The organism is Catellatospora sichuanensis (genome assembly GCF_007483665.1).
Taxonomy (GTDB): Bacteria; Actinomycetota; Actinomycetes; order Mycobacteriales; family Micromonosporaceae; genus Catellatospora; species Catellatospora sichuanensis.
Window position 1 is genome coordinate 1 of sequence record NZ_VIQO01000074.1, and the last position, 1284, is coordinate 1284.

Sequence of the window (1284 nt, forward strand, 5' to 3'; positions counted from 1 at the left end):
ATGAAGATCTGTGTGGTTGCCCTGGGAAAGATCGGCCTCCCGCTCGCGGTGCAGTTCGCCGCCAAGGGCCATGAGGTCATCGGCGCCGACGTCTCCGAGCGGGTCGTCAGCCTGGTCAACGACGGCGCGGTGCCCTTCCCCGGCGAGACCGATCTCGACGTCAAGCTGAAGGAGGCCGTCGCGGCCGGGCTGCTGTCGGCGACCACCGACACCACCGCCGCGGTCGCCGAGTCCGACGCCGTCGTCGTGGTCGTGCCCCTGTTCGTCGACGCCGACGGCGTGCCGGACTTCGGCTGGATGGACAGCGCCACCCGGGCCATCGCCGCCGGACTGCGCCCCGGCACCCTGGTCAGCTACGAGACCACGCTGCCGGTCGGCACCACCCGCAACCGCTGGGCCCCGATGCTCACCGAAGGCTCCGGCCTGACCCCCGGACGTGACTTCTCCCTGGTCTTCAGCCCCGAGCGGGTCCTGACCGGCCGTGTCTTCGCCGACCTGCGCCGCTACCCCAAGCTCGTCGGCGGCGTCGACGAGGCGTCGGCCGCGCACGGCGTGCGCTTCTACGAGGCCGTGCTCGACTTCGACGACCGCCCCGACCTCGACAAGCCCAACGGCGTCTGGGACCTGGGCTCGGCCGAAGCCTCCGAGCTGGCCAAACTCGCCGAGACCACGTACCGCGACGTCAACATCGGCCTGGCCAACCAGTTCGCCCGCTTCGCCGACACCGTCGGCGTCGACGTCACCAAGGTCATCGAGGCCTGCAACACCCAGCCCTACAGCCACATCCACTCCCCCGGCATCGCCGTCGGCGGCCACTGCATCCCGATCTACCCCCGGATGTACCTGTGGAACGACCCGGCCGCCACCGTCGTACGCGCCGCCCGCGAAGCCAACGCCGCGATGCCCGAATACGCCGTACAGCTGCTCGCCGACGCCTACGGCGACCTGACCGGCGCGAACGTGCTCGTGCTCGGCGCGTCCTACCGCGGCGGGGTCAAGGAGACCGCGTTCTCCGGCGTCTTCCCGGCCGTCGAGGCGCTGCGCGCCCGCGGCGCCAACGCGTTCGTCAGCGACCCGATGTACACCAGCGAGGAACTGGCCGCGCACGGCCTGCCGCCGCACCAGGGCGAGGCCGTCACCGCCGCGATCATCCAGGCCGACCACGCCGAGTACCGCAACCTCGGCCCGGCCGAGCTGCCCGGCGTCCGGGTCCTCGTCGACGGCCGCCGCGTCACCGACCCGGCCCGCTGGGCCGACACCGACCGCATCGTCATCGGCGGCTGA

At 72.0% G+C, this 1284-nt stretch carries 1 protein-coding gene; it reads left to right on the plus strand.

Going from position 1 to position 1284, the window contains the following annotated elements; genetic code table 11:
- Positions 1-1284 carry a nucleotide sugar dehydrogenase gene (locus tag FLL47_RS42550; protein WP_144128379.1) on the plus strand — a complete coding sequence of 428 codons (1284 nt, stop codon included), beginning with the start codon at positions 1-3 and terminating at the stop codon, positions 1282-1284.